The sequence below is a fragment of the Pantoea alfalfae genome (assembly GCF_019880205.1).
Classification (GTDB): Bacteria; Pseudomonadota; Gammaproteobacteria; order Enterobacterales; family Enterobacteriaceae; genus Pantoea; species Pantoea alfalfae.
In genome coordinates this window covers 2,719,538-2,741,863 of sequence record NZ_CP082292.1, presented here as the reverse complement: position 1 = coordinate 2,741,863, position 22,326 = coordinate 2,719,538, and the positions used below count along the sequence as shown (strand labels likewise).

General features: G+C 55.9%; 20 protein-coding genes. 14 read left to right on the top strand and 6 right to left on the bottom strand.

From position 1 onward, the window contains the following. Position 1: 1 nt before the first annotated feature. The 4 genes from K6R05_RS12880 to K6R05_RS12865 all read left to right on the top strand — a co-directional run bounded on the left by K6R05_RS12880 (position 2) and on the right by K6R05_RS12865 (position 4,804). Positions 2 to 1,531, top strand: a complete 1,530-nt coding sequence (locus K6R05_RS12880; protein ID WP_222924292.1) for an efflux transporter outer membrane subunit — start codon at positions 2 to 4, stop codon at positions 1,529 to 1,531. Positions 1,532 to 2,399: 868 nt separating this feature from the next. After that, positions 2,400 to 2,801, top strand: a complete 402-nt coding sequence (locus tag K6R05_RS12875; RefSeq protein WP_003850507.1) for an H-NS family histone-like protein — start codon at positions 2,400 to 2,402, stop codon at positions 2,799 to 2,801. A 178-nt stretch (positions 2,802 to 2,979) separates the two neighbouring features. Continuing rightward, positions 2,980 to 4,572, top strand: coding sequence for an ABC-F family ATPase (locus tag K6R05_RS12870; RefSeq protein WP_033782451.1), 1,593 nt, complete (start codon positions 2,980 to 2,982; stop codon positions 4,570 to 4,572). A gap of 10 nt (positions 4,573 to 4,582) precedes the next feature. Beyond that, positions 4,583 to 4,804, top strand: a complete 222-nt coding sequence (locus tag K6R05_RS12865; protein WP_222924291.1) for a hypothetical protein — start codon at positions 4,583 to 4,585, stop codon at positions 4,802 to 4,804. A 97-nt stretch (positions 4,805 to 4,901) separates the two neighbouring features. Here the strand turns inward: K6R05_RS12865 and moeB are convergent, their stop codons facing one another. After that, the gene (gene moeB, locus K6R05_RS12860; protein ID WP_222924290.1) at positions 4,902 to 5,660 is read right to left on the bottom strand and encodes a molybdopterin-synthase adenylyltransferase MoeB; all 759 of its coding nucleotides are present in this window, start codon (positions 5,658 to 5,660) and stop codon (positions 4,902 to 4,904) included. Beyond that, on the bottom strand, positions 5,661 to 6,896 hold the full coding sequence (gene moeA, locus K6R05_RS12855; RefSeq protein ID WP_262390871.1) for a molybdopterin molybdotransferase MoeA: 1,236 nt from the start codon (positions 6,894 to 6,896) through the stop codon (positions 5,661 to 5,663). A 256-nt stretch (positions 6,897 to 7,152) separates the two neighbouring features. Here moeA and K6R05_RS12850 point away from each other — a divergent pair, with 256 nt between their 5' ends. The 6 genes from K6R05_RS12850 to K6R05_RS12825 are packed head-to-tail and all read left to right on the top strand — an operon-like array spanning position 7,153 to position 13,893. Next, positions 7,153 to 8,112, top strand: coding sequence for an isoaspartyl peptidase/L-asparaginase family protein (locus tag K6R05_RS12850; RefSeq protein ID WP_222924289.1), 960 nt, complete (start codon positions 7,153 to 7,155; stop codon positions 8,110 to 8,112). Positions 8,113 to 8,122: 10 nt separating this feature from the next. After that, on the top strand, positions 8,123 to 9,979 hold the full coding sequence (locus K6R05_RS12845) for a dipeptide ABC transporter ATP-binding protein (protein WP_222924288.1): 1,857 nt from the start codon (positions 8,123 to 8,125) through the stop codon (positions 9,977 to 9,979). Positions 9,980 to 10,033: 54 nt separating this feature from the next. Further along, positions 10,034 to 11,569, top strand: coding sequence for a glutathione ABC transporter substrate-binding protein GsiB (gene gsiB, locus K6R05_RS12840; RefSeq protein WP_222924287.1), 1,536 nt, complete (start codon positions 10,034 to 10,036; stop codon positions 11,567 to 11,569). A 46-nt stretch (positions 11,570 to 11,615) separates the two neighbouring features. Beyond that, positions 11,616 to 12,545: a glutathione ABC transporter permease GsiC gene (gene gsiC / locus K6R05_RS12835; RefSeq protein WP_013357265.1), complete on the top strand. Its 930-nt coding sequence runs from the start codon at positions 11,616 to 11,618 to the stop codon at positions 12,543 to 12,545. Beyond that, positions 12,542 to 13,447, top strand: a complete 906-nt coding sequence (gene gsiD, locus K6R05_RS12830; protein ID WP_222924286.1) for a glutathione ABC transporter permease GsiD — start codon at positions 12,542 to 12,544, stop codon at positions 13,445 to 13,447. The genes gsiC and gsiD overlap by 4 nt, the downstream gene beginning before the upstream one ends. Continuing rightward, positions 13,444 to 13,893: a DUF4385 domain-containing protein gene (locus K6R05_RS12825; protein ID WP_095707465.1), complete on the top strand. Its 450-nt coding sequence runs from the start codon at positions 13,444 to 13,446 to the stop codon at positions 13,891 to 13,893. The genes gsiD and K6R05_RS12825 overlap by 4 nt, the downstream gene beginning before the upstream one ends. 64 nt (positions 13,894 to 13,957) lie before the next feature. Here the strand turns inward: K6R05_RS12825 and K6R05_RS12820 are convergent, their stop codons facing one another. Further along, complete coding sequence (locus tag K6R05_RS12820; RefSeq protein WP_161734294.1) at positions 13,958 to 14,242, bottom strand: hypothetical protein; 285 nt, start codon at positions 14,240 to 14,242, stop codon at positions 13,958 to 13,960. A gap of 86 nt (positions 14,243 to 14,328) precedes the next feature. On the opposite strand from K6R05_RS12820, the gene K6R05_RS12815 reads away from it, so the two are divergent. The 3 genes from K6R05_RS12815 to K6R05_RS12805 all read left to right on the top strand — a co-directional run bounded on the left by K6R05_RS12815 (position 14,329) and on the right by K6R05_RS12805 (position 17,014). Continuing rightward, on the top strand, positions 14,329 to 14,964 hold the full coding sequence (locus K6R05_RS12815) for a carbonic anhydrase (RefSeq protein WP_128085280.1): 636 nt from the start codon (positions 14,329 to 14,331) through the stop codon (positions 14,962 to 14,964). 141 nt (positions 14,965 to 15,105) lie between these two features. Beyond that, positions 15,106 to 15,765: a DUF3313 domain-containing protein gene (locus tag K6R05_RS12810; protein WP_222924285.1), complete on the top strand. Its 660-nt coding sequence runs from the start codon at positions 15,106 to 15,108 to the stop codon at positions 15,763 to 15,765. A 112-nt stretch (positions 15,766 to 15,877) separates the two neighbouring features. Then, positions 15,878 to 17,014 (top strand): PQQ-dependent sugar dehydrogenase, encoded by a 1,137-nt coding sequence (locus K6R05_RS12805; protein WP_222924284.1) that lies wholly within the window; start codon positions 15,878 to 15,880, stop codon positions 17,012 to 17,014. A gap of 146 nt (positions 17,015 to 17,160) precedes the next feature. Here K6R05_RS12805 and K6R05_RS12800 read toward each other — a convergent pair whose 3' ends face one another. After that, positions 17,161 to 17,817, bottom strand: a complete 657-nt coding sequence (locus K6R05_RS12800) for an HAD family hydrolase (RefSeq protein ID WP_161734288.1) — start codon at positions 17,815 to 17,817, stop codon at positions 17,161 to 17,163. Positions 17,818 to 18,089: 272 nt separating this feature from the next. Here K6R05_RS12800 and K6R05_RS12795 point away from each other — a divergent pair, with 272 nt between their 5' ends. Continuing rightward, positions 18,090 to 19,292 carry a serine hydrolase gene (locus tag K6R05_RS12795; RefSeq protein ID WP_222924283.1) on the top strand — a complete coding sequence of 401 codons (1,203 nt, stop codon included), beginning with the start codon at positions 18,090 to 18,092 and terminating at the stop codon, positions 19,290 to 19,292. A gap of 313 nt (positions 19,293 to 19,605) precedes the next feature. Here the strand turns inward: K6R05_RS12795 and ybjG are convergent, their stop codons facing one another. Both ybjG and K6R05_RS12785 read right to left on the bottom strand, forming a co-directional pair. Beyond that, positions 19,606 to 20,211: an undecaprenyl-diphosphate phosphatase gene (gene ybjG, locus K6R05_RS12790; protein WP_161734284.1), complete on the bottom strand. Its 606-nt coding sequence runs from the start codon at positions 20,209 to 20,211 to the stop codon at positions 19,606 to 19,608. A gap of 402 nt (positions 20,212 to 20,613) precedes the next feature. After that, on the bottom strand, positions 20,614 to 22,302 hold the full coding sequence (locus K6R05_RS12785; RefSeq protein ID WP_013357276.1) for an aspartate:alanine antiporter: 1,689 nt from the start codon (positions 22,300 to 22,302) through the stop codon (positions 20,614 to 20,616). Positions 22,303 to 22,326: the final 24 nt, after the last annotated feature.

The following is a 22,326-nucleotide window of genomic DNA, read 5'->3' as shown; positions in this document are numbered from 1 at the left end:
CATGAAGGTTTATTTCTCTCATCGCCTGAAACCCCTGAGTTTACTGCTGGCCTTCGGACTGGCGGGCTGTGCCGTCGGACCTGACTATCAGGCGCCGAAACCTGCCGTGCCGGGTGGTTACAACACCCTGGATTCGCAGGAGGCGTCAAAGCCACAAAATGCCGCGATTAATTCACGCTGGTGGCGCAGCTTCAATGATCCGCAGCTCGACAGTCTGATTGAGCGGGCAATTGCGGGCAACCTGAGCCTGCAGCAGACGGTGCTGCGCATTGCCGGTGCACGTGAACAGCTGACGCAGGCGCAGGGCAGTCTGTTCCCCACCCTGGGAGGTTCAGCCAAAGTGACGCGTCAGCAGCTCGGGCTGGAAGGCTTGCTGAAATCCAATGGCGCAACCGATCAGCTCGACAGCAACGTGGCCAGCCAGCTCAATGGATTGACCCAGCCGGTTAACCTCTATCAGGGCAGCTTCGATGCCAGCTGGGAGCTGGACCTGTGGGGCAAAGTGCGCCGTCAGGTTGAGGCCGCCAATGCCCAGCAGCAGGCCGCGATAGAGCAGCGCAACGATGCGCTGGTCTCACTGGAAGCCGAAGTGGCGCGAGCCTGGCTGCAGCTGCGTGGCGCGCAGAGCACCATTCAGACGCTGCAGCAGCAGATTGAGGTGGCGCAGCAGACTACAGAGCTGACGCAGAGCCAGCAGCGGAATGGTCTGGCTCCGCTGACCGATGTGGAAAATGCCCGAGCCCAGCTCAGTACGCTGCAGGCCCAACTGCCGCAGTATCAGTCTCAGGCGCGACAGGCGATGAATGGGCTGGCGGTGCTGCTTGGTAAAACGCCGGGTGCGCTGGATGCTGAACTCAGTACGCCAAAAGCGTTACCGACGCTACCGCAGTTTGTCCCGGTGGGTATTCCCTCCACGCTGGCACGTCGTCGTCCTGATATTCGTCAGGCTGAAGCGACGCTTCATGCTCAAACCGCAGAGATTGGCGTGTCAGTGGCGCAGCTTTTCCCAAGCCTGTCACTGACGGGTCAGCTGGGCGTGCGCAATACCGACGTCAGCTATCTGGATAACTGGAGCAGCCATTTCTACAGTTATGGTCCGTCGCTGTCGATTCCGATCTTCCAGGGTGGACAGCTGGTGTCGAGCGTCAAACTCGCCCGGGCACAGCAGGCCAGCGCCGCGCTGGATTATCGTCAGACGGTGCTGACGGCGTTGCAGGATGTGGAGAATGCGCTGGTCAGCTATCGCGCCGATCAGCAGCGTGTTACCGCGCTGGATGAAACGACCGGTGCCCTTCAGCGCGCCTTTGATCTCGCCAGCGACAGTTACCGGCAGGGGCTTTCAACCTTCCTCGAGGTGCTGGATGCACAGCGTCAGCTGGCACAGGCGCAGGAGCAGGCGACACAGGCGCGGATGCAGAGTGCGCTCGATTTAGTCGCCCTCTATAAAGCGCTGGGCGGCGGCTGGGAAACCTATCAGAACGTTGAGATGCCGCAATATCCGGTATTTGGCCCCGCAACCCAGGCAAATTAGCCCTCTGGCGGTCGCTGCCTCTGTGCAGTAACCGCCCTTAATCGTTCTTCCTGTCAGCATTGCATCAGATGCTGACAGCCTCTCACGGCTATTGATAATTATCTAACCTGTTGAATAACCAGGTATCTCACCGCCTCTGTTCCCGACACTGGCAGCAGAAAATAAACGCGTGATAAGCACAGGGTTATTATCAGCAGCCGCGAAGCGACGTTATTTTTATGTTGCTGGTCTATTCTGAGTCAGCTTTTTGAACTCCATCACCTTTCTGAGTTTATTCTCCGGACGGATTTTTTAAGTTGCCTCATGACCAGGCTCGTAAGCCGGGTGCAACTATTCCTCCGCCTGCTTCAGCCAGAACTGTTATTGCGTAGCTGAGGGAACTGCGAATAATCTGACTCTGCTGCAAATCGCAGCGGCAAAAAAAAGTTAACAGATGGCAACGGGCAATATTAAAAATTCATCAGGGCGGTAATTATTTTGGGCTCTTTAACGGCCCGGAGGGGGATTTTTAAACATAATCTGTAAGCTGGTGTGACTGAGATCGCGTTCAGAGCACGTTTTTAATCAGCTATTGCCAGGTGCGCAACCGTAAATAATGATGCTATGAAAACCCACTTTAGTGGATAAGATAAACTGCCAGCTTTCGCTATAAAGCCTCTGAAATCGTTTTCAACAATGCAACCTGAGCACGATTTGTTGTTAATTCAGCGTTAATAAAACGTCAGGCACTGCCGATTTTAATAGTGCTGTTTTGTCTGAATTAATACTTAAGAATTATCTGGGGCGTAAAAATAATTTATTTTTTTATTTGAATTAGGTAATCTTGGCGCTACAGTTTTATTAACCCCCCTTAAACAAGGACATTGTGATGAGTGACGCATTTAAAGTACTGAACAATATTCGCACATTACGTGCCCAGGCTCGTGAACTGCCACTGACCGATCTTGAAGAGATCCTGGAAAAATTAACCGTTGTTGTTACTGAGCGCCGCGAAGAAGCAGAAGCGGAAGAGACGCAGAATCGCGAAAAAGAAGAAAAGCTGTCTAAATATCGCGAAATGCTGCTGGCTGACGGCATCGATCCTAATGAATTATTAGGTGCGCTGGAAAGCGGAAAAAAACGTACCAAGCGTGCGCCGCGTCCGGCTAAATATTCTTACACCGACGAAAACGGTGAGCAGAAATCATGGACAGGTCAGGGCCGCACCCCGGCAGCGATTAAAAAAGCGCTGGATTCCGGTAAAAGCCTGGACAGTTTCCTGATCGATTGATCAACACAATCCTTGTAAGTGGGAGCCGGGGGGCCATTATGGTCCTCCGGCTTTTTTATTTCTGTCGGGATATCAATCACCCCGCCAGGAATCCACGCCTGACGCTGGCGTGCGCTGCGTCACATCTGGCATAATAGCCGCCGTTTTTTCATCCATTCTCTTCACAAAGGTCAATGCCGTGTTAGTTAGCAGCAATATCACCATGCAGTTTGGCAGCAAGCCACTGTTCGAAAATATCTCCGTTAAATTTGGCGGCGGTAATCGTTACGGTTTAATCGGTGCGAACGGCAGCGGAAAATCCACCTTCATGAAGATTTTGGGTGGCGATCTGGTGCCTTCAGGCGGCAACGTCTCTTACGATCCCAACGAGCGCATTGGTAAGTTGCGTCAGGATCAGTTCGCCTTTGAACAATTCAGCGTGCTGGACACCGTTATCATGGGTCACCATGAATTATGGGAAGTAAAGCAGGAGCGCGACCGCATTTATTCTTTGCCAGAAATGAGCGAAGAAGAGGGGTATAAAGTCGGCGATCTTGAAGCGCTTTACGGTGAGATGGATGGCTATAGCGCCGAGTCGCGTGCCGGTGAATTATTACTCGGTGTCGGCATTCCGGTTGAGCAGCATTATGGCCCGATGAGTGAAATCGCCCCTGGCTTTAAATTACGTGTACTACTGGCGCAGGCGCTGTTTTCTAATCCGGATATTTTGTTACTCGACGAACCGACGAACAACCTGGACATTGATACGATTCGCTGGCTGGAACAGGTTCTGAACGAGCGTGACAGCACCATGATTATCATTTCGCATGACCGTCACTTCCTGAATATGGTTTGCACCCACATGGCCGATTTGGATTATGGCGAGCTGCGGGTTTATTCCGGTAATTATGACGAATATATGACCGCGGCAACGCAGGCACGTGAACGTCTGTTATCTGATAATGCCAAGAAGAAAGCGCAGATTGCTGACTTACAATCATTCGTCAGTCGTTTTAGCGCCAACGCCTCTAAATCACGTCAGGCGACTTCACGTGCTAAGCAGATGGATAAAATTAAACTGGATGAAGTGAAAGCTTCCAGTCGCCAGAACCCGTTTATCCGCTTTGAGCAGGACAAGAAACTGTTCCGTAATGCGCTGGAAGTGGAAGGTTTAACGAAAGGTTTTGATAACGGTCCGCTGTTTAAGAATTTAAATCTGCTGCTGGAAGTGGGTGAGAAGCTGGCGGTAATTGGTGCCAATGGTATTGGTAAATCGACGCTGTTGAAATCGCTGGTGGGTCAGCTTACGCCTGATAATGGCACGGTTAAATGGTCAGAGAATGCGCGTATTGGTTATTACGCTCAGGATCACGCCGATGATTTTGCCAATGACCTGACGGTATTTGACTGGATGAGTCAGTGGAAACAGCCGGGCGATGATGAGCAGACCATTCGCGGTATTCTCGGTCGTCTGCTGTTTTCGCAGGATGATATTAAGAAGCCAGCCAAAGTCCTTTCCGGTGGTGAGAAGGGACGTATGCTGTTCGGTAAGCTGATGATGGAAAAACCGAACATCCTGATTATGGATGAGCCGACCAACCACCTTGATATGGAGTCGATTGAATCGCTCAATATGGCGCTGGAGATGTATGAAGGCACACTGGTGTTTGTTTCGCATGACCGCGAATTTGTCAGCTCGCTGGCAACCCGTGTGATTGAGTTGAAAGCAGACAAGGTGGTGGACTTCACCGGTAATTACGAAGATTACCTGCGTAGTCAGGGTATCGTCTGATAAAAACGGGGTGGCGCAGGCCACCCCGTTTTTTTTGGTGCTGATGATTGGTTTTGTTATTTTTGATGCCGGTGGTTTGGCTGGTTCTGTCGTTCAGCATAGGCTCAGGGATTATCTGGCAGCAACGCATGTGCTCAAGGCGCAGGGAACATGGTCAGAGGAGGAAAGCGTCCCGCGCCCTGGATGGCGCGGGACGAGCGCCTGGGAGGGTTTAAGCGACTTTCCGATCTGACCATGTTCCCTAAGCAGGTAACACTGCAAAGCTGTGAGGGCTCAAGGAGCATACGTCTTGAGTTTTGAGCTGTCTGTAAAAGGATGTCCGCAGAGGGTTAAGCCCCTCCACCACACACTTCACAGTGCGCATCCTGCGCCACCTTCATGCTGCGGAACTCCGCGCTCATCGCATCGTACATCAGCAACCGGCTGGTGGCGGGCGTGCCAAATGCCGTCAGCACTTTAATCGCTTCCATCGCCTGCATCGCACCCATCACGCCAACCAGCGGAGCCATGACACCCGCTTCCACGCAACTCAGGGTCTGTTCGCCAAACAGGCGGCTGATGCAGCGATAACAGGGCGTGCCGGGCTGCCAGTTAAATACGCTGATCTGACCTTCCATCCGAATCGCAGCGCCGGAGACCAGTGGTATCCGCTGCTGTCGACAGAGCCTGTTAAGCTGCTCACGCACCGCGACATTATCGGTGCAGTCCAGCACCACCTGCTGTTGGGCGATCAGCGCCAGCAGCGCCGCATCGTCAAGCTGTCCGTTGACCGGATGCAACTGGCAGTGCGGATTGATGGCGGCCAGGCTGTGTGCGGCTGAGTCCACTTTGGCGCGGCCAATATCCGCGTCATGGTGCAGGATCTGCCGCTGCAGGTTAGAGTGCGACACGGTATCGAAGTCGAGCAGCGTCAGGCTGCCGACGCCGGCAGAAGCCAGGTAGGGCGCAGCCGCGCAGCCCAGCCCGCCCAGCCCGACGACCAGCGCGCGACTGGCTTTCAGCCGCTCCTGACCGTCAAAATCAAAGCCGCGCAGGACGATCTGCCGGTTGTAGCGCAGCATCTCCTCATCACTTAATTCAGGCAGCATTTACGCCTCCAGCAGGGCGTTGAACGGTTCCACCTCGACCCATTCGCCCGGTTCCACGTTGCCGCGTTCCCGTTCCAGCACAATAAAGCAGTTCGCCTGGGCAAAAGAGCTGAAGACGTGTGAGCCCTGCATCCCGGTGGTCTCTACCTCCAGTTCACCCTGGGCGTTCTGTCGCAGGATGCCGCGCTGGAAATCGAGCCGGCCTGGTGACTTTTTCAGCCGCGAGGCGCAGCGCACTTTCTGACGTGGCGGCAATGCTGATTTTTGCTGGCCGGTGAGGGTGGCAAGCAGCGGCTGCACCAGTTGATAGAAAGTGACGGCGGCGGAGACCGGATTGCCCGGCAGGCCGCAGAACCAGCTGCTGTTAAGGCGGCCAAAGGCAAATGGCTTGCCCGGCTTGATCGCCAGCTTCCAGAAGCTGATGGCACCAAGCTCTTCCAGCATCGTTTTGGTGAAGTCCGCTTCGCCCACCGAGACGCCGCCGGTAGTAATCACGACATCCGCCTGCCGATCGGCCTCGGTGAAAGCAGCACGCAGTGCGGACGGATCATCTTTGATGATGCCAAGGTCGATGACTTCGCAACCCAGCTTATGCAGCATCAGCGAGACCGCAAAGCGGTTGGTGTCATAAATCTGGCCGTCTGCCAGCGGCTCACCAACTGGCTGGAGTTCATCACCGGTTGAGAAGATAGCGACCCGCAGTTTTCGCAGTACGCTGACCTGAGCGATACCCAGCGAGGCGAGCAGCGGCAGCTCGGCGGCACCCAGACGCGTACCCGCTTCCAGCACCACATGGCCCGGCTGAATATCATCACCGGTCAGGCGGATATTCTGTCCCTGACGCACCGGCGCGGTAATCACAATCTCCTCGCACTGCGTTTCGGTCTGCTCCTGCATCACTACCGCTTCACAGCCAGTGGGCACCGGCGCACCGGTCATGATGCGAATCACGCTGCCCTGCGGCCATTCACCGCTGAACGGCGCGCCGGCAAAGGCTTTACCCGCCACCGGCAGCGGCTGTCCGTTGCTGACATCGGCCAGCCTGACGGCGTAGCCATCCATCGCGGAGTTATCAAAGGGCGGCACGGCAATCGGTGAGGTGACTGCGGTTGCGGTGATGCGCCCGACCGCCTCGGCCAGCGGCACACTCAGCGAGTCGGTGACGGGCGTCAGCTGTGACAGCATTTTTTGTTGTGCCTCCTCAAGGGAGATCAAACCTGCAGTAAAACTTTCCATGAACAGTCCAGCCTGGTTATGTCAGATGCTGCCTATTATGGTGGGATTTGGTCGCTGAGTCACATCGGCGTCGGCCTGACCTGCCGGTCATTGCGACCAAAGTGAAATATGACGGTAAGAAAAGGTTATAACCACAGGAACAGTTTCCGCTTTACAACACTTAGCAGGCTTTCTATAGTCAAAAATCACCAAAAATGGGTGAAAACCATTTTAAATCAGTGTTTTTCGTCCTGATGCAATCACAGGGTAGAGCGTTATGGTCAATGCAGTGATCGCCATTCACGGCGGCGCAGGTGCGATTTCGCGCGCAGCAATGAGCGCTGAAAAGGAACAACGCTACCGTCAGGCGCTCCACGATATTGTCACACAGGGTCAGCAGATACTGGCGCAGGGCGGCAGTGCACTCGATGCAGTGACCGAGGCGGTGCGACTGCTGGAAGAGTGTCCGCTGTTTAACGCGGGCAAAGGCGCGGTCTTCACCCATCAGGGCACCCATGAACTCGATGCCTGCATCATGGATGGCCGTTCGCTGGAAGTGGGCGCGGTCGCAGGCGTAACGCGATTACGTAATCCGGTCCTGGCGGCACGTGCCGTGCTGGAAAAAAGCGAGCATGTGCTGTTTATCGGGGAAGGCGCAGAGCAGTTTGCCGTGGCGCAGGGGCTGGAAACGGTCGAGCCTGATTTCTTCTCTACGCCGGAACGCTGGGAACAGTTACAGCGCGCGCTCAACAGCGATACCGCGGTGCTGGACCATGATGGTGCTGCACTCAGTGACGACCCGCTCGACCCGGACCGTAAGTTCGGCACGGTCGGGGCGGTCGCGCTGGATCTGGCGGGCAACCTCGCTGCGGCCACGTCAACCGGCGGGATGACCAATAAGCAGGCCGGACGCGTCGGCGACTCGCCGCTGCCGGGCGCGGGCTGCTATGCCAGCAACGACAGCGTGGCGGTCTCCTGTACCGGCACCGGTGAAGTCTTTATGCGGACGCTGGCGGCCTACGATGTGGCCGCGCAGATGCGCTACGCCGGACGCTCGTTGCAGCAGGCGAGTGTTAACGTCATTCATGACAGCGTGCTGGAACTGGGCGGCAGTGGCGGCTTAATCGCCGTCGATCGCGCAGGCAACGTGGCGCTGCCGTTCAACAGCGAAGGTATGTACCGGGGCGTTGCGCGGGTCGGCGAGGCGGCTGACGTCGCTATCTATCGCGAAAGTTAAGGATGCAGAAATGAGCGACAGGCAAACGCTACCGCCGCTGGCCCCTGATCAGGTGCTGGCGGTGCGCGATCTCAGTGTGCGTTTTCAGCACGAAGCCACCGTCACAGACGCGGTGCGTCATTTGTCACTCGATCTGTTTCGCGGCGAAACGCTGGCGCTGGTAGGCGAGTCAGGTTCAGGAAAATCGGTCACCTCGCTGGCGCTGATGCGACTGATTGAGCAGGCTGGCGGCAGGGTGAGCGGCGAGGTGCAATTACGTCGTCGCAACGGCGAGGTGCTGGATCTGATGCGCGCCTCAAAAAGTCAGATGCGTCGGGTGCGCGGCGCGGATATGGCAATGATCTTTCAGGAGCCAATGACCTCGCTGAATCCGGTCTTCTCCGTGGGCGAGCAGATTGCTGAATCCATCCGTCTTCATCAGGGGCTGAGCCACGCAGCGGCACTGGCAGAGGCGCGCCGGATGCTTGATCTGGTACGCATTCCCGATGCGCACAATGTCCTGTCTCGTTTTCCGCATCAGCTCTCAGGCGGAATGCGTCAGCGCGTGATGATTGCGATGGCGCTCTGCTGCAAACCGGCGCTGCTGATTGCCGATGAGCCGACCACCGCACTTGACGTCACTATTCAGGCGCAGATTCTGCAACTCATCCGCGTGCTGCAAAAAGAGATGCAGATGGGGGTGATTTTTATCACGCACGATATGGGCGTGGTCGCTGAAATGGCCGATCGCGTTCAGGTCATGTATCGCGGCGATGTGGTGGAGAATGCGCCCGTCGCCGAACTGTTCAGCGCACCGCAGCAGCCCTACACCCAGGCGCTGCTGGCCGCGGTGCCCAGACTCGGCTCGATGCAGGGCCAGCCGCTGCCGGCCAAATTTTCGCTTCTGAATAGCGATGCGGTTGATGACGTGCCGCAGGATACGGTACGCCGCCTGCAGCCACCCATTCTGCAGGTGCGCGATCTGGTCACCCGCTTCGATATTCGCGGCGGCCTGCTGAATCGCGTCAAAAGCCGGGTCCATGCTGTCGAAAAAGTGAGTTTTGATCTCTATGCCGGAGAGACTTTGGCGCTGGTGGGGGAGTCGGGCTGTGGTAAATCGACCACCGGACGCTCGCTACTGAAGCTGGTTGCCAGCCAGGGCGGCACGCTGACCTTTGACGGACAGCGCATCGACCATCTCTCAGGTGCTGCGCTCGCCCATCTGCGACGCGACATTCAGTTTATCTTCCAGGATCCCTACGCCTCGCTGGATCCCCGGCTGACGGTCGGCTTCTCGATTATGGAGCCGCTGCTGGTTCACAAGGCGATGCCGCGGCGCGAGGCGGAGCAGCGCGTTGCCTGGCTGCTGGATAAAGTCGGTCTGCTGCCGGAGCATGCTCAGCGCTATCCACATGAATTTTCCGGCGGGCAGCGCCAGCGCATCTGTATTGCCCGCGCGCTGGCGCTGAATCCGAAGGTGGTCATCGCCGATGAGTCTGTCTCCGCGCTGGATGTGTCGATTCAGGCGCAGATTATTAATCTTATGCTCGACCTGCAGCGCGAGTTTGGCATCGCCTTTCTGTTTATTTCTCACGATATGGCGGTGGTGGAGCGTATCAGCCACCGCGTGGCGGTAATGTATCTCGGTCAGATTGTTGAGATAGGGCCGCGTCAGGCAGTGTTTGAACAGCCGCAACACCCCTATACCCGAAAACTCATGGCCGCGGTGCCGGTAGCCGATCCGGCACACCGGCCTCGTGAACGCGCCTTACTGGTCGATGAGATCCCCAGCCCGATTCATGCGTTAGGGGATGAACCTGAAGTGGCACCGCTGATAGAGGTGGCTCCGGGCCATTTCGTCGCCCGCCACGTTATCAGCGCGACCTGAACAGTGACGATGTCGCCCCGGCGACCAACCCAACAGGGATTACAGGAGAACAAAATGCAGAGTACGATGCGTAAAGGGTTACTGGCGGCTGGCGTGTTAAGCAGCGCAATGGCATTGCCCGCCTGGGCAGCACAGGATGCGGTGATTGCCGTCGCGTCCAACTTCACCACGCTCGATCCCTATGACGCCAACGACACGCTGTCGCAGGCGGTCGCGAAATCGTTCTATCAGGGGCTGTTTGGCTTTGATAAAGAGATGAAGCTCACCAATGTGCTGGCGGAGAGCTATCAGGCCAGCGCCGACGGCCTGACCTACACCATCAAGCTGCGTTCCGGGGTTAAATTCCAGGATGGCACGGACTTCAATGCGGACGCGGTAAAGGTCAACCTCGATCGTGCCAGCAACCCGGATAACCATCTCAAGCGCTACAACCTGTTTAAACATATCGCCAGCACCGAAGTGGTGGATCCAACTACGGTGAAAGTCACGCTGAAAGAGCCGTTCTCCGCCTTTATCAACATCCTGGCCCATCCGGCGGCGGCGATGATTTCGCCTGCCGCGCTGAAAAAATATGGCAAAGAGATCGGTTTCCATCCGGTGGGAACCGGTCCGTTTGTGTTTGAAACCTGGAATCAGACCGACTTTGTGAAGGTGAAGAAGTGGGACGGCTACTGGAAACCGGGCTATCCGAAGCTGGATAGCATTACCTGGCGACCGGTAGTGGATAACAATACCCGCGCGGCCATGCTGCAGACCGGCGAAGCGAACCTTGCGTTCCCGGTGCCTTATGAGCAGGCAAAACTGCTGGAGAAGAACAGCAAGCTCAATGTGGTAACCACGCCTTCGATTATGCAGCGTTACATCAGCCTTAACGTGACGCAGAAGCCGTTCGACAATCCGAAGGTGCGTGAAGCGCTGGAATATGCCATCAACCGTCAGGCGCTGGCGAAGGTGGCCTTCGCCGGTTACGCCACGCCTGCGACCGGCATCGTGCCGCCCGCTATCGACTTTGCGCAGACCTATCCGGCTATCAGCTACGATCCCGCTAAAGCCAAAGCGCTGCTGAAAGAGGCGGGCTACCCGAACGGATTTGAAACCACGCTCTGGTCGTCGCACAACCACAGCACCGCGCAGAAGGTGCTGCAGTTCACGCAGCAGCAGCTGGCGCAGATTGGCGTGAAGGTAAAAGTTACGGCGATGGATGCGGGTCAGCGTGCTGCTGAAGTCGAAGGTAAAGGCCAGAAAGAGAGCGGCGTGCGTATGTTCTATACTGGCTGGTCTGCCTCAACCGGTGAGGCCGACTGGGCGCTGACGCCACTGTTTGCCACCGCTGCCTGGCCACCGGCAATCTTCAACACCGCGTTTTACAGCAATCCGAAGGTCGATAAAGATCTGGCCGATGCGCTGAAAACCACTGACCGTGCTGAAAAAGCGCGTCTCTACAAAGAGGCGCAGGACACCATCTGGCAGGACCATCCCTGGATCCCGCTGGTGGTTGAGCAACTGGTTTCTGCCAACAGCAAAAACCTGACTGGTTTTTATGTGATGCCCGATACCTCATTCAATTTTGATGAGGCCACGCTGAAGTAACGGAGCCGGCCAGCCCGCGTGGCTGGCCGCAACTGCAGGATGTTGCATGTTTAACTACTTTCTCAAACGACTGTTTGGGCTGATCCCCACGCTCCTGATCGTGGCGGTGCTGGTATTCCTGTTTGTTCACCTGCTGCCGGGCGACCCGGCACGCCTGATCGCCGGGCCGGAAGCGGATGCCTCGGTGGTGGCGCTGGTGCGTCAGGAACTGGGTCTCGATCTGCCGCTGCCACAGCAGTTCTGGCACTTTATGCTGAATGCGTTGCAGGGTGATTTTGGTCAGTCGATGGTTTCCAAACGCCCGGTTGCGGATGAGATCGCCTCGCGCTTTATGCCGACTCTGTGGCTGACACTGGCCAGCATGATCTGGGCGGTGATTTTTGGCATGACCATCGGTATCGTTTCGGCTGTCTGGCGTAACCGCTGGCCCGACAGGCTCGGCATGACGCTGGCGGTGTCGGGCATTTCGTTTCCCGCCTTTGCGCTGGGGATGCTGCTGATGCAGGTCTTCTCGGTTGAGCTGGGCTGGCTGCCCACCGTCGGGGCTGAGAGCTGGAAGCATTACATTCTGCCCTCCATCACCTTAGGTGCAGCGGTCGCGGCAGTCATGGCGCGCTTTACCCGCGCCTCGTTCGTGGAGGTGATGCAGGAAGATTACATGCGTACCGCCCGGGCCAAAGGGGTACGCGAGTCGCTGGTGGTGGTGAAACATGGCCTGCGCAACGCGATGATCCCGGTGGTCACGATGATGGGGCTGCAGTTTGGTTTTCTGCTGGGTGGCTCAATTGTGGTCGAGGTGGTGTTTAACTGGCCGGGCCTGGGGCGTCTGCTGGTCGACTCCGTGGCGATGCGCGACTATCCGGTTATTCAGGCCGAAGTACTGCTGTTTTCACTGGAGTTTATTCTGATCAATCTGTTTGTCGACATGCTCTATGCGGTGATTAACCCCGCTATTCGTTTCAAGGAGTCGCGATGAAAAACTGGCGACGTGAAGCGGCCCTGAAAACGATGCCGCTGATAGCGGAGAACCGGGTGCGTACGCCGTGGCGTGAGTTCTGGCGACGCTTCCGGCGTCAGCCGGTGGCGCTGCTGGCCGGGGTGTTTGTGCTGATACTGATTGTACTGGCAGTGATCGCCCCATGGATTGCGCCGTTCGACGCCGAGAACTACTTCGATTATGACCGGCTCAACGACGGGCCGTCGCTGATGCATTTCTTTGGCGTCGATTCGCTGGGGCGCGATATCTTCAGCCGCGTGCTGGTCGGCACGCGTATCTCTCTCATTGCCGGCTTTTTCTCGGTGGTCATTGGCGCAGTGATTGGCACGCTGTTTGGTCTGCTGGCCGGGTATTACGAAGGCTGGTGGGACCGTATCACCATGCGCATCTGTGATGTGCTGTTTGCCTTTCCCGGCATTCTGCTGGCGATTGCGGTGGTGGCCATTATGGGCAGCGGCATGAGCAACGTGATTGTGGCAGTCGCTATCTTCAGTATCCCGGCCTTTGCCCGACTGGTACGCGGTAACACGCTGGTGCTGAAGCATCAGACCTATATTGAGTCGGCACGCAGCATCGGCGCGTCTGACTGGACAATCCTGATGCGGCATATTCTGCCCGGCACGGTATCGCCGATTGTGGTCTATTTCACTATGCGGGTAGGGACTTCCATTATCACTGCCGCCAGTCTGTCGTTTCTCGGGCTGGGCGCCCAGCCGCCAACGCCGGAGTGGGGCGCCATGCTGAATGAGGCGCGGGCCGACATGGTGATTGCCCCGCACGTGGCGATTTTTCCCAGCCTGGCGATTTTCTTCACGGTTCTGGCATTTAATTTGCTCGGCGACGGGCTACGTGACGCACTTGATCCTAAACTAAAGAGATGAAACCTTTCGATTATGATCAGGACTTCAGCACGATCGACTTCCGCCAGCATCCCGAGCTTTATCAGGTCGGGCGAGGTGAGCAGGGTGTGCTGATGGTCGAGCCTTATAAAGGCGAAATTCTGCCGCACTGGCGTTTTCGCACCGTCCCCATTGCTGAAGAGTCGGCTGAAAAAATCATGGCGCTGTTTGAGGATTACCGGCGTCAGGACGATTTTGTCGGCATGGATATGGCGCGCAAATTTATCCAGATGGGATACACCCGAGCGCGTCGTTACAGCAACCACAAAGGCGGGCGCAAATATGACGCGGATGGCAAGGAGCTGCCGCGTGGCGTCAACGAGGAAAAGGCTGCTGCAGCGGCCATTTTCAAGGGTTACTGGGACAAACTACGTGAAGACGAGGACTACCTGCGACGCAAGAAGGCGCATCAGCAGCAGTATGGTTAAGCGCTAAATCTCCTCCCCCGGCCACCTCCACCGTGGCTGACATCATTGCCTGAACCCGCCCGGCTCATTCTCCGGGCGTTATCCTGCTCCCCTTTTCCTGCCCTGAAAGGCCAGATGCAAAACAGAAATCTTTGGTTTCGGTCAAACTGCGACGTAAAGTAGTGAAAAAACGCGTAAAAGCCGGTTCAGGACGCAGACAAAAAAAGTGGGTGGATCGCCCTCTGCCTTTTCCAGTAACTTCCCGTGCTGTAAAAAGAAATCGGCTCCAGGAACGCTGGATGGTGAATAAGCGAAACGCTGACGATGCCAGCGCTTCAGGGTTGTCTGAAAAACGCGGGTTGATATTCACTTGTTTTCATTAATAATAAACCAGCAAACCCCACTGAGGGGGCTATGCCCCTCAGGTAATGAAATGGATAATGTGAGAGCTAAATAATGAAAGAGATCATCAACGGATTTCTGAATTTCCAGCAGAATGTGTTTCCTGAAAGGAAGGATCTTTTCAAAAGCCTGGCGTCAAATCAAAATCCGAAAGCGCTGTTTATCTCCTGTTCAGACAGCCGTCTGGTGCCTGAACTGGTGACGCAGCAGGAGCCAGGAGAGCTGTTCGTTATCCGCAATGCGGGCAACATCGTTCCCTCATTTGGCCCGGAGCCGGGCGGTGTCTCCGCTACGATCGAATATGCTGTGGTCGCGCTGGGCGTCTCAGACATCATCATCTGCGGTCACTCCAACTGCGGTGCCATGAACGCCATCGCTTCCTGTGCCTGCATGGATACCATGCCTGCAGTTGAGCACTGGCTGCGCTATGCCGATGCAGCAAAGGCGGTCGTCGAGCAGCGTGAGTATGACTCACCAGAGAAGAAACTGAACGAGATGGTCAAAGAGAACGTTATCGCTCAGCTGAACAACATGAAGACTCATCCGTCGGTCTCCGTTGCCCTGCGTAACGGTAAGCTGCGTCTGCATGGCTGGGTTTACGATATCGAAAGCGGCACCATCATGGCGCTGACCCAGGGCGGTAAGCAGTTCATCACCCTGTCAGATAATCCTGATACCTGCTTCGAGTAATGGCTTTCACCCGCTGCGTTATGCAGCGGGTATATTCCTACCTTCCGCACAGATAACCCCTTAAAACACCGCTTATTTTCAGCCTTTTCCCCGTGATTTATCTATGCTTGCTTAAACCTTCCTGACACAAGCGAGTTGATCATGCGTATACCGTCCATTGCTGCTCTGCTGGCAGTCTCCGCACTGTTGCTCAGTGGATGTACTTCTCATGGTGCAGACAAGCAGCACTATTCGGGTTTCTTAGCGGATTACAGCCAGCTGAAGCCCTCTGAGTCAGCCAGCGGGGAACCGACTCTGCGCTGGATTTCTCCCGACTATAAGAGCAGCCAGTATCAGGATGTGCTCTATACACCGGTCGTGTTCTATCCGGCTGCCCGGCCTACGGCTCGTGTCAGTCAGCAGACGCTGGATCAGATACGCAGTTACACCGATATTCAGTTGAAAGGGGCGATTGCCACCCGTCTGCCGCTGGTTAATCAGGCTTCGCCACATACTCTTAAAGTGCGTGCCGCGATCACCGCCGTCTCGGCAGAGAACGAGAGCGTACAGTTTTACGAAGTCGTGCCGATCGCGGCAGTCGTCGCCAGCACCATGGCGGCATCCGTCCACCGATTTCCGAACAGTGAACTGTTCCTGGAGATTGAAGCCAGCGATGCCGTGACCGGCAAACCGTTGATCTGGATCGTGCGAAAAGCCGTTGGCAAAACGGTCAGTAACAGCACGACGCCAGTCACCTTTGATGATCTGAAGCCGGGTATTGATACGCTGGTTCATGACACGGTCAGTTTCAACGCGCCATAACCTTTCGGGGCGGCACATCCTTGTCGCCCTGTTTAATCTTTTGTAAATCCTCAGGTTCACCACGCAGCGGATGACTACGCTTAAGGGCACGCTATCCCGTCAGGAGAACCTTATGTCCCGTTTTTCGACTGCTCTTGTGCTCGGCGGCGCGCTGCTTTGCGCCTCACCACTGTTTGCCGCCGACGTAAAGGTCGAGGTACTGCAGGATAAGTTACAACATCCATGGTCTGTTGCCTTCCTGCCCGACAACAAAACGCTGCTGATTACTGAGCGTAGCGGAGCGCTGCGCAGCTGGAGTCCGCAGAGTGGCCTGTCGCAGCCGATCCAGGGTGTACCAAAGGTCTGGGCAGAACGGCAGAGTGGTCTGCTGGACGTGGTGCTGGCACCCGATTTTGCGACCAGCCGTCGCGTCTGGCTCAGCTACACTGAGGCGAACAGCAGCGGCAAAGCGGGTGCCGTCGTGGGTGTCGGGACGCTGAGTCCGGATAACCGGCAACTCAGCGATTTCCGCGAGGTAGTCCGGCAGACGCCGATGCTCTCCAGCGGCAACAATATCGGCACCCGGCTGGCGTTTGATACCCAGGGATACCTCTGGATCGCGTTCGGCGATAATTTTGTCAGCAGCGCAGCCCAGGATCTCGATAAGCTGCAGGGCAAGTTGCTGCGGCTCAACGCCGATGGCAGCGTGCCGGACGATAATCCGTTTGTGAAAAAGCCCGGCGCGCGGCCAGAGATCTGGGCCTATGGTCTGCGTAATCCGCAGGGACTGGCGCTTAATCCCTGGACCGGCACGATATGGGAAAATGAACATGGCCCGCGCGGTGGCGATGAAGTGAATATCATGAGCCGTGGCAAAAACTACGGCTGGCCGCTGGCGACGTACGGCATTGACTACAACGGCGATAAAGTGCCGGAATCAAAGGGCACCCATGCTGCAGGCACCGAACAGCCGCTTTATCACTGGAAGGATTCGCCGGCCATCAGTGGCATGGCATTTTATAATAGCGCCCGTTTTCCGCAGTGGAAGAATTCGGTGTTTATCGGGGCACTGAAAGAGAAAAACCTGATCCGTCTGAGTCTCAACGGCGAAAAAGTGGTGGAAGAGCAGCGCCTGCTGGGCGATCAGATGGCGCGAATCCGTGATGTGCGGCAGGGACCGGATGGCTGGCTCTATGTGCTGACCGATGAGGCCAATGGTAAGCTGCTGAAAGTGGGATTAGCGCAGGACGCTGGCGCGTCCCGCGGCTAAGAGCAAGACCTGGCAGACGATTTTATTTGTCAGTCTGGACCAGAGCAGTGCTCACAACCAGCACGTAATCCGTACGTGCTGGTTGTTGCGCGTAGTTCGTGTCCCGACTGACTGAAACAACGATGTCTGCCAGGACAGGCTCTGGATTATCGCGCCCAGTGATAAACCTGCCAGCCGCGGTTTAGCGCTTCCTGGTGCAGCTGTTCATCCGGATTGATAACGTGGGCATGATCGGCCTGCTTCAGCAGTGGCAGGTCGTTCATGGAATCGCTGTAGGCCCAGGTACGGTTAAAGTTCTCCTGCTGCTGCAGCGCTTTCCAGTCACCCAGGCGGGTCACTTTGCCCTCTTTGTAGGTCATGGTACCGTAGGTGTTGCCGCTGTAGCGCTCATCCACGATCTCAACGCCAATCGCCAGCGCGCCGCAGGCACCCAGCTTCTCAGCAATCGGCACCACCAGATGTTCGCCACTGGCGGAGATGATCATCACTCTGTCGCCGCGTGCCCGGTGCCACTCAATGCGCTCGCGTGCTGCAGGATAAACGCGTGGCATGATGTCACGGTGAATGAAGCGGCGCACCCAGCCTTCAACGGTCAGTGTCGCCATGCCTGCCAGAGGGGAGAGTGTTTTATTCATATACTCTTCAATCGACAGCGTACCGGCATAATACTGATTCATTAATGCCTGTTCCTGATCAATCAGTTCGCTGGGGGCAAATCCCTGTGATACCAGCCAGCGCAGCCACAGGCTGGTGCTGTCTTCACAAATCAGTGTTTCATCAAGATCAAAAAGGGCTAAGTCCATGGGTGGTCTCCTCGGCTGACTGGCTTTCAGGTTAGCCGATAATTGTGACGGGCTTAACGCTTCTGCGAAAAATCGGAATTTCACGCAGTTTTGAAAGTGACAGACGTGGGGAAAAGCGACACGCGCGCGGCCCTTATGCCAGGGTTACTCTACTAAACTCTAAAAAACTTTACGATTCGGCGGTTTTTTTCACTGCCGTCAACGGTTAGCGTTTGAGTGAGAATTTTCTGCCCCTGGAATTTCGATTTAACAAGGACAATCCGGCCAAGCCCATGACAAACTCTTGCTTCACATCTCGCCTGCGGCACCTCGTTGCCACTTCATTACTGATTATCGCCCCCCTTAGCGCTTTTGCTGAGCAGGCTCCCGCTGCGCCCGGCATTGATGCTAAAGCGTGGATTCTGATCGACTACGCCAGCGGTAAAGTGTTAACCGAATCCAGCGCCGATCAGCGTCTCGATCCTGCCAGTCTGACCAAGATGATGACCAGCTACGTAGTCGGTCAGGCGATTAAAGCGGACAAAATCAAACCGGATGACCTGGTCACGGTGGGACAGGATGCCTGGGCGACCGGTAATCCTAAGCTGCGTGGCTCTTCGCTGATGTTCCTCAAGCCGGGCGATCGCATTCCGGTGCATGAGCTGAACAAAGGGATTGTGATCCAGTCCGGCAATGACGCCTGTATTGCGCTGGCAGATTATGTGGCGGGCAGTCAGGATTCCTTTATCGGCCTGATGAACAACTATGTGAAGGCGCTGGGACTGCAAAATACCCACTTTATGACGGTGCATGGTCTGGATGCAGAAGGCCAGTACAGCACGGCCCGAGATATGGCGCTGATTGCCCAGGCGCTGATCCGCGATGTGCCCGAAGAGTACGCACTGAATAAAGAGAAAGAGTTTACCTTCAACAATATTCGCCAGATTAACCGTAACCGCCTGTTGTGGAGCACCAACCTTAAGGTGGATGGCGTCAAAACCGGTCACACCTCCGGCGCGGGTAATAACCTGGTGGCTTCCGCGACCGAGGGCGATATGCGCCTGATCTCGGTGGTGCTCGGCACCGCCAGCGACGCGATTCGTTTCCGCGAAAGTGAAAAGCTGCTGACATGGGGCTTCCGTTTCTTTGAAACGGTAACGCCGATTAAAGCGGATGCGCCGTTTGCGCAGCAGAGGGTCTGGTTTGGTGATAAGAGCCAGGTGAATCTGGGCGTGGCGAAAGATGCCGCGCTGACCATCCCGAAAGGGCAGATGAAGAACCTGAAGGCGAGTTTCAGACTCACTACGCCACAACTCGAAGCCCCGCTGAAGAAGAATCAGGTGGTCGGCACCATCGACTTTCAGTTAGACGGTAAGACGATTGAGCAGCGGCCGCTGGTGGTGATGCAGGATGTGCCGGAAGGCGGCTTCTTCAGCCGGATGATTGATTTTGTGATGATGAAGTTCAACGGCTGGTTCGGGAAGTGGTTTTCATAAGTAAGCAGGGACGCTGATGTGTCCCTGAGTTGTTGATTCATGCTTCTCAAATAGCGGTCATATCGCGCCTGCTCAGGGAACACGGTCAGATCGGAAAGACGCTAAGGTCAGTCCCTGACATACCCGACTCGCGCAATTACGCACCTCATCCCTGAGGTGCGCCCGTAGCCGGGCCAGCGCGTTGCGTTGTTCAAAAACGCCTGGCGTTTTTATCCATGCCGCGGGACGCTTCCTCTTCTGACCGTGTTCCCTTCGCGTTAATTTTATACGTTGCTGTGAGATCCTGATTCAGGCATATGAGCAGCCACTTATTTTAATTCTGCGTCCAGCCCTTACGAATCGGCACGGCAAACAGCGCCCGATAGAGTGGGTTGATCACCGCCAGCATCCGCTCGCCGTAGAACTGCCACGCCAGATGTGACGCCAGACAACTCAGCAGACCCACCAGGAATCCACCCAGCATATCCATTGGCCAGTGAACGCCCAGGTAGACCCGCGACCAGGCGATGGCGCAACCCGCCACCATCAGCACCACGCCTGACCAGAGGCGATGCCAGAAAATAAATGCCAGAGCAAAGGTGAATATTGTTGTGCCGTGATCGCTGGGATAGGAGTCATCGGCGGCGTGAGGCAGGAACTGATAACCGTAGCCAATGGCGAAAGGGCGGGGATGCGGCAGCAGATGACCCACACACCAGGAGATTGCCAGCGCATAGATCAGCGCCATACCGGTTTTCAGTACCAGCGCCCGCTGCGAAGAAACCTGATCGCGCGGTCCCCAGAGCCACATCGCGACGATTAACAGCGGCACAATGGCGATCAGATCTCTGGCAATAAAGGTCGCCAGTTGCAGCAACCAGGTGGGTGACGCCGGTGTGGCATTGATGGCAGTAAACAGTGCGTGGTTCAGCTCTTCCATTTCGGGATAAATTCCTCAGCAGACAGGCCGGTCATCAGCGTCAGGTAACATCCGGTCACCCAGGCTCGATAACAGCGGCAAATAAACGTTCAGCGACAGCGCGCCCAACCAATCAAGCAGCACAATTTGCTAACTTATCAGAGCGCTATCCTGCTTTTTGTCGGCCAGTTCGTCTATGGAAAGGCTCTTAATCTCATGATGAGTTGCACAACTGTTTAAGTTTTATGACGGTTTGAGAGTTGATTCCGGTATGGAAGCGCGGGATGGGACGAAAAAAGGCATAAAAAAACCCGCCGGGAAAAAGACCAGCGGGCTCCACAATTTGGGGATTTCAAAGAAAAGCAGTGGCACTTATTATGACTATCGCTTAACAATAAAGTTCTGGACGTCAGCAAAAAAATTTTATAGGGGCAGTATCGGCCAGATAATCACAATCAGCGTCCCCGCCAGCGTCAGTAACACGTTAGCGATCGCATAGGTTCCGGCATAGCCCAGCGCCGGAATATTACTGCGTGCCGTATCGCTGATGATCTCCATAGCCGGTGCGCAGGTTCGCGCGCCCATGATGGCCCCAAACAGCAGAGCGCGGTTCATCCGCAACACATAGGCACCAAACAGATAGCAGATGATCACCGGAATCAGGCTCACCAGCAGACCGCACAACAGCATCAGCGCACCGTCGCTGCTCAGGCCGTGATTAATCCCGCTGCCGGCGCTTAATCCTACACCCGCCATAAATACCATCAGGCCAAACTCTTTCACCATGGTAAGCGCGCCTTGCGGAATATAGCCAAAGGTCGGATGGTTGGCGCGCAGGAAGCCGAGCATGATACCGGCGAAGAGCAGACCCGCCGCGTTACCGATACCAAAACTGAAATTGCTGAACTGGAACGTAATCAGACCAATCATCAGACCCACGATAAAGAAGGCACAGAAGGCCAGGAGATCGGTCATCTGACTGTGAATCGCGATAAAGCCGATGCGATCTGCCACGCTTTTTACCCGTCGCGCCTCGCCGCTGACCTGCAGCACATCACCTTTGTTGAGCATGATGCTGTCGTCGATCGGCATCTCAATCTGACTGCGTATTACGCGGTTCAGGAAGCAGCCGTGATCGGTAAGGTTTAACTTGCTGAGGCGTTTGTTTACTGCGTTATGGTTCTTCACGACGATCTCTTCGGTGACGATGCGCATATCCAGCAGATCGCGGTCAAACACCTCTTTGCCGTTACGGAAGCTGGGGTCGAGCCGGGCATGTGCATCGGGATAGCCGACGAGCGAGATATCATCACCAAGCTGCAGCACCGCATCCCCATCGGGACTGGCGAGAATACCGTTGCGGCGGATACGCTCAATGTAACAACCTGTCTGACGATAGATACCCAGCTCGCGCAGGTTTTTGCCGCCGCTCCACGCCACCAGTTCCGGGCCCACGCGATAGGCGCGGATCACCGGCAGAAAGACTTTACGCTGGCTGTCCGCATCAAGACCGCGTTCCCGGGCAATCTGCTGCGCACAGGTCGGCAGATCCTGATGTTGCAGACGGGGCAGGTAGCGTGCGCCGAAAATAAGACTGACCAGGCCGATCAGATAGGTCACGGCATAACCGAGGCTCAGCTGATCCTGCATCAATCCAAGCTGCTTTGGATCGCTGATGCTTTGCCGCAGGGTATCACCCGCCCCGACCAGCACAGGGGTTGAGGTCATCGACCCGGCCAGCATGCCGGCGGTAAGACCAATATCCCAGCCAAAGAGTTTACCCAGCCCCAGTGCCAGCAACAGCGCGCTGACCACCATGACGATGGCGAGCATGAAATAGTTTTTGCCGTCGCGAAAGAAAATAGAAAAAAAGTTGGGACCCGCTTCAACACCAACACAAAAAATAAACAGCATAAAGCCCAGACTCAATGCATCGGTATTGATCGCGAAGTGCTGCTGCCCTAATAAGAGCGAAACTACTAATACGCCAATCGAATTTCCCAGCTGAACTGAGCCAAGACGCAACTTGCCCAGACAGAGGCCGAGCGCTAAAACGACAAATAATAACAAAATGTCATTTCCGCTTAACAATCCTGCGACGTTAATATTCACTGTTTAACTTCTTGTTTACGTGTA

Bases quoted from the DNA above. Each gene is read 5' to 3' on its own strand.
- moeB (WP_222924290.1), bottom strand. From the start codon at position 5,660: ATGCTGCCTGAATTAAGTGATGAGGAGATGCTGCGCTACAACCGGCAG.
- gsiB (WP_222924287.1), top strand. From the start codon at position 10,034: ATGCAGAGTACGATGCGTAAAGGGTTACTGGCGGCTGGCGTGTTAAGC.
- moeA (WP_262390871.1), bottom strand. From the start codon at position 6,896: ATGGAAAGTTTTACTGCAGGTTTGATCTCCCTTGAGGAGGCACAACAA.
- K6R05_RS12815 (WP_128085280.1), top strand. From the start codon at position 14,329: ATGAAAGAGATCATCAACGGATTTCTGAATTTCCAGCAGAATGTGTTT.
- ybjG (WP_161734284.1), bottom strand. From the start codon at position 20,211: ATGGAAGAGCTGAACCACGCACTGTTTACTGCCATCAATGCCACACCG.
- K6R05_RS12825 (WP_095707465.1), top strand. From the start codon at position 13,444: ATGAAACCTTTCGATTATGATCAGGACTTCAGCACGATCGACTTCCGC.
- K6R05_RS12795 (WP_222924283.1), top strand. From the start codon at position 18,090: ATGACAAACTCTTGCTTCACATCTCGCCTGCGGCACCTCGTTGCCACT.
- K6R05_RS12850 (WP_222924289.1), top strand. From the start codon at position 7,153: ATGGTCAATGCAGTGATCGCCATTCACGGCGGCGCAGGTGCGATTTCG.
- K6R05_RS12875 (WP_003850507.1), top strand. From the start codon at position 2,400: ATGAGTGACGCATTTAAAGTACTGAACAATATTCGCACATTACGTGCC.
- K6R05_RS12810 (WP_222924285.1), top strand. From the start codon at position 15,106: ATGCGTATACCGTCCATTGCTGCTCTGCTGGCAGTCTCCGCACTGTTG.
- K6R05_RS12845 (WP_222924288.1), top strand. From the start codon at position 8,123: ATGAGCGACAGGCAAACGCTACCGCCGCTGGCCCCTGATCAGGTGCTG.
- gsiD (WP_222924286.1), top strand. From the start codon at position 12,542: ATGAAAAACTGGCGACGTGAAGCGGCCCTGAAAACGATGCCGCTGATA.
- K6R05_RS12805 (WP_222924284.1), top strand. From the start codon at position 15,878: ATGTCCCGTTTTTCGACTGCTCTTGTGCTCGGCGGCGCGCTGCTTTGC.
- K6R05_RS12880 (WP_222924292.1), top strand. From the start codon at position 2: ATGAAGGTTTATTTCTCTCATCGCCTGAAACCCCTGAGTTTACTGCTG.
- K6R05_RS12800 (WP_161734288.1), bottom strand. From the start codon at position 17,817: ATGGACTTAGCCCTTTTTGATCTTGATGAAACACTGATTTGTGAAGAC.
- gsiC (WP_013357265.1), top strand. From the start codon at position 11,616: ATGTTTAACTACTTTCTCAAACGACTGTTTGGGCTGATCCCCACGCTC.